Source organism: Methylobacterium sp. CCH5-D2, from assembly GCF_001556475.1.
Lineage (GTDB): Bacteria > Pseudomonadota > Alphaproteobacteria > Rhizobiales > Beijerinckiaceae > Methylobacterium > Methylobacterium hispanicum.
On sequence record NZ_LSIX01001044.1, the window covers coordinates 1 to 4751 of the forward strand.

5 protein-coding genes and 2 pseudogenes are annotated in these 4751 nt (G+C 71.9%); 1 reads left to right on the forward strand and 6 read right to left on the reverse strand.

Annotated features, from left to right (window positions below; translation table 11 throughout):
* The 3 genes and pseudogenes from AX737_RS28430 to AX737_RS28440 form a co-directional block, all read right to left on the reverse strand.
* Positions 1–325 (reverse strand): annotated as a pseudogene (locus AX737_RS28430) (calcium-binding protein); the annotation flags it as partial.
* 380 nt (positions 326–705) lie between these two features.
* The gene (locus AX737_RS28435; protein ID WP_066927213.1) at positions 706–1992 is read right to left on the reverse strand and encodes a type II restriction endonuclease; all 1287 of its coding nucleotides are present in this window, start codon (positions 1990–1992) and stop codon (positions 706–708) included.
* A gap of 618 nt (positions 1993–2610) precedes the next feature.
* On the reverse strand, positions 2611–3165 hold the full coding sequence (locus AX737_RS28440) for a hypothetical protein (RefSeq protein ID WP_066927215.1): 555 nt from the start codon (positions 3163–3165) through the stop codon (positions 2611–2613).
* Between the two features lie 153 nt (positions 3166–3318).
* On the opposite strand from AX737_RS28440, the gene AX737_RS33780 reads away from it, so the two are divergent.
* Positions 3319–3573, forward strand: coding sequence for a hypothetical protein (locus tag AX737_RS33780; protein WP_156454009.1), 255 nt, complete (start codon positions 3319–3321; stop codon positions 3571–3573).
* A gap of 135 nt (positions 3574–3708) precedes the next feature.
* On the opposite strand, the gene AX737_RS32675 is transcribed toward AX737_RS33780, so the two are convergent.
* The 3 genes and pseudogenes from AX737_RS32675 to AX737_RS36505 form a co-directional block, all read right to left on the reverse strand.
* On the reverse strand, positions 3709–3972 hold the full coding sequence (locus AX737_RS32675) for a cation transporter (RefSeq protein WP_082773351.1): 264 nt from the start codon (positions 3970–3972) through the stop codon (positions 3709–3711).
* Positions 3973–4320: 348 nt separating this feature from the next.
* Positions 4321–4590 carry a hypothetical protein gene (locus tag AX737_RS28445; RefSeq protein ID WP_066927216.1) on the reverse strand — a complete coding sequence of 90 codons (270 nt, stop codon included), beginning with the start codon at positions 4588–4590 and terminating at the stop codon, positions 4321–4323.
* A gap of 49 nt (positions 4591–4639) precedes the next feature.
* Positions 4640–4751, reverse strand: a pseudogene (locus AX737_RS36505) (four-helix bundle copper-binding protein); the annotation flags it as partial.

Consider the following 4751-nt stretch of genomic DNA (forward strand, 5'->3'; position numbering starts at 1 on the left):
CGTCGAGGTAGTCGCGCCCGTCCTCACCGCGGAGTCCGTCGGCCGCGTCGCCGCCGATGAGCACGTCGGCGCCCCTGCCGCCATCGAGGTGGTCCATGCCACCATCGCCGACCAGGACGTCGCGACCGTTGCCCCCGAGCAGGTCGTCGTTCTCGCCGCGGCCCGCCAGGTAGTCGGCGGCGCCCCGGCCGAAGGCGGTGTCCATCGCGCCCGTCCCGGGATAGGCGTCGAGGCCGGACCCGCCGATGTACAGCCTGTGGTCGCCGAAGCTCAGCTGGCTGGCAGGTTCGTCGTGGGAGCTCTGATGCTGCCGATTGTGCGTCATCTGCCGGGTCCTTGCGCTGTTCGAGGGAGCTTGCGTGCAACCCGCCGGCGTGTGGTACTAACCGGACATACCCCTGCAGGGTACACCTCGCTAGAACTCCGGCATTTGCCGCATTGTTTCCCGCTTTTCCTCCATCTGGGGCCGTTTGACGCGACCGGGTGCGCAGGGTCGGCGACGGAACCTTCGAGGCTCGGGCCGGGACGACTGCGTCGCATCGGATACCGTGGGAGGGTTTGTTGCGCCGGTCCGGGACGCTTCCGATGTGGATCGTGCCGCGTCCTGCGGGTCCGCGACGGCGGGCGAACTTGTCGTCGGCGCTCGGCCGGCGACGTTCGCAGGCCTCGCTCAGCGAGAGGAGCGGCGCGGCCTCGGGACCCCGCCTACGGCCGGAGGCGCGCGGTCACGGGACGCGCGATGGCCAGCACGCCCTTCAGGCCGCTGCCGAAGCGCGCGATGCTCGCGCGGTGGTCGCGGAGCTCGCTGTAGGGAAGGTAGCGCAAGTCCAGCTCGCCCACCCGGGAGAAGGCCGGACGGGCGAATTGCGCCCTGACGTCGCCCTCGCGACTGTCCGGGGCCACGAGGAAGAAGTTGCGGCCGGTTCCACCCTCGATGCCCAGCGCGAGGTCGAGCATGCGCACGATGCCGGAGTAGATGCTCGTCGTGTGCTCGACCTCGAAGGCCGCCGCGACGTCGCCGCTCGCCCCGTCGAGCCAGATCACGTCGATCAGGCGGACCGTTTCGGCCGAGCCGTTCGCGGTCAGCCGTGCAGGCAGGCGCTCCAGGCATCCGTCCGATAGCCGGCCGCCGGCGTAGGACCGGCTCGCGTCGTTCGCGGCTATCCAGACGCCGAAGCCGAGCGCGAGGCCGAGATCCCGCAGCCAGCCCTGGATCTCGGTGTGTGTGTGGTCGGCGTCCCGGGCGGCCTCGACGGCCTTCGAGGCGCCGGCGGCCTCCGCCCGGACGCGGCCGAGGTCCTCGCGCCAGCGCTCCAGCGCCCCCGCCGTGTCGCGTTCCGGCAGCGGGTAACGGCCGGAGCCGACGTCGAACAGGAAGCCGGCGGCCGCGCCGAGGTCGTTCGAGAGAAGCGACCGGTGGGCGTCGTTGAGGGCGAGGATGCCCCGGCGCATGGCGAGGTATTCGTCCCACCTGCCGAGCTTCACGTTGGCGCCGGCGAGGGCGTTGTACCCCTTCACGATGGCGGTGTTGAACGGTGGCATCCAGGTCGGGTGCAGGAAGTAGAGCAGGTTCGCGGCCGCGGGGCCCAGGCCCTTGATGCGCGCCCGGTCGAGTGCCTGGACCGCCGACAGGACATGCGCCTCGGCGTTGCAACACAGGCACGTGTCGAGGAACCGGCCGAAGGCGAGCTGGTTGTCGCGGTTCTCGTAGATATCCGGGATGCGCAGCTTCGGCTTCCAGAGGAAGGCGTGGTCGGCGCCCTTGAAGACCTGGCGTTGCTCCGCGATGGAGTGGACAACCGTCTCCAGCGAGGAGCCTCGGTACGCATTGCCGAAGGCGCCGGTCCGGATCTCCTCGACGACGGCCTGGATGCCGCGCCGGATCGAGCGGAAGTTCTTGATACGCTCCTCCCACAGGAACCACGTCCTGTAGGAAGCGCCGGCATCCTCGCGCCAGTGCCGGAGGAGCTTGCCGACCCAGGCTTCGTCCACGTCCGTCCCCCCTCCTAGACCCGAGCCAGGCTTCCGCCGCGGAGCATGCCCCGGCCCGGTATCCGACGCCACTAGGTCAACTCCGAGTCGTTCCGGCGCCGCCGAGATCGCGGCGGCGGTGTCGCAACGGCGCAACGGCCTGGCCGTCGTTCGGACCACGGCGGCCGGTCAGCCGGACCGGGCTGCGGGCCTTGCGCGTGCACCGGCCACGGCCCCGGTGCCGGGTCGCCGTGCGCAGGCGCTGCCAGGAAGCCTTGATCGTCATCAGGGCGACGATCTCCGGTCCCGCGGTATCGCCATCGTTGTGAGGTCCCGGGAGGTCCCGGCGAGGCACGTGCGCAGGCGCGCGGCTCGCCCGGGGAGCCCGGCACCGCCCGCAGCCAACTCGCGCGTGGCGAAGTGGCGAGTCGGTTTGAATTGACCCGGGCGTCTCGACGGAGGAGGCCTGGTCTCGCCGCAGGACAGGACCACACGTGCAGCAGTGCCAACGCTCGCCCCGCGGCTTTCGCTCCACCCTCGTGCAGGCCGAGCAGCCCGCCGTCGTGTCCCGGCGGCCGGGCATGACGAGGATCGCGCCAATCCTATCCGCTGCCGCCGCTAGCAGGTCGATGAGCAGGGCTAAACGGGTGGCGCGCAGGTGTTGCGCCGAATGGCCCTCGCTCGGCGCTCCTCGCGGCGCATCCCGCGCAGGGCGGGCACCGGCAGTCCCGCCTCGCGGCGGGCGCGGCGCTCGGCCGGGCCGTCCAGCCGCAGCAGCGGCGGCACCATGCGCGTGGGGTCGGTGGCGACCAGCACAGGCACGTCGCGCATGAGCAGGGCCGCGTTTTGCCGGGCGCGGGTGAGCAAGCGGTTGGCACCGCGCTCCGCCAGCCTGAGCACCGTCGCCCGCTCGCGTTCGTCAGCCCACGAGGTCTCGCGGGCAGCCATCCTGCGGGCCCTGCGCGCCCGGTTGCGCTCCGTGGTCACCGTGCACGCGTGTTCGGCCTTGGCTGGCCGATGGGCATGATCGGTGCCGACGCGGAGCAGCCAGAAGTTGTCTGTCGTGACCGACCAGTCGTCGGTGCCGCGGAAGCGCAGCTTCGGCAGCGGCCTGCCCGCCTCCCTGGTCATGACGCGGTCCCGCACGCACTGGACCCTGGCGCGGCAGCCCTCGGCGACGGCATTGTTGAGCATGGAGTACGGGAAGGAGCGCAGGACCGGGAGGCGCTCGCACGGCCGGGTCAGCTCCGGCTCGGGCCGACGGCAGTTGGTACGTGCAGGAACCTGGGCGACGTCTCAGGCGCCGGGGTAGGGCCCTTTCCATCCGCCTAACCTCACGGAGAGGCAGTGGGCAAAGGCGTGGGCGAAGGGGACGCGCGCCTCGATGGCGGCATTGCAGGGCAGACGGCAGAGTTGGGCGGCGTGGCCGAGCCCGCCGACCAGAACTGGTCGGCGAAGACGGTGCCGGACACGGTGCGTCCCCTTCGCCTTCCGCAGCGGCTGAGTGTTCCCCATTCTTCCCGGATGGGCGCGGGCGTCTTCACGGTCAAACCTGATCGCGGCAGGACGCTGGCTTCCGGCGACGAGGGGGAACGAATTTAAGATGACCCACCACCCGTGGCGAGCCGGGCTTGGCGACCGCCTGGCTGGAAGGCTGATGGGCCGTCGCAGGGTAACGGTCCCGGTGCGGAACGACATCGCATCCCACTGTCCGGCCTTCGCACCGGGACCGCGGCGTCATGCCGCCGGTGAAGGGGTATAGCCGGCGGACGCAACCGCCCGTGCCACGGCGGCCGCGTCTTCCGTCCCGCCGACGGTGAGTGTCTTGCTTCCTAGGTCGACGGTCACTCGCGTGCCGGGCAGGTCTCGCACGATGGCGGCCGTCACCGCTCGCACGCAGTGGCCGCACGTCATGTCCTCGACCCGAAGAACCACCGTGTCGGGTTGGGGCCGGCGTGCCGGGAACGGCGTGGCGACGGAGTTGTTCGTGCAGCAACACATTCAGGGTCTCCTTCTTGAGGACCCCGCCCAAATGGGGCTTCCCATCGTTGGAAGGTCAAGGGCCGCCCGGAGCGTTCGCAGCCGATGCGCCGACCTCAGTCAGCCGGCGAGCGCGGCGGCCGCTCAAGCGGGCGGTGCGAGGCGTCGACCCTTCCTCGGGTTGCGCCACCATCGAGCACGGATCCGGCGCGGGTACCGAGGCGCACCGCACTGGCCGGATTGGCGTGCCCGCCCCGGTCGCGCGTCGCCCCGGACGACCGCTCCCCGCGGGCCTGCCCCGCTTCGGGAACCCCGTTGCGCGGCGGCGATCCTGACGAGGCAGGCCCGGCAGGGGGCGGAATGCCCCGTTCAGCGACTGCCGCCGCCGCTGCCCTGCGGGACGGCGCGCGCCGGCTGGCCGGCGTTGCCAGCCGCTGCCGAGTCGGTCTGGAGGGTGGATGCCCCGGTCGGACCGGGGGCGACCACCACGTTCCGGTCGTTGCCGGTCGTGCCCGGCGTGCGCGTGACCACGGGCTCGGCGGATCCCGGCACGCCGGGCCTGGCGGGCACCTGCGCGGAGGCGGCGCCGGGAAGCGCCGCGGCGAGCAGGCCGGCGAGCGCGAGGGACAGCTGACGCATCGATGTTCTCCGTCTCGCGACGATGCTGTGGTGGGAGAGCCCCTCGGGCTCAGGCGGCCATCTTGCGGCAGCTCTCGGCACAGCGGCGGCACTGCTCGACGCAAGCCTGCATGTCGCCGACCTGCTCGCAGCTGCGGGCGCAGTCCTCGCAGACGTCGGCG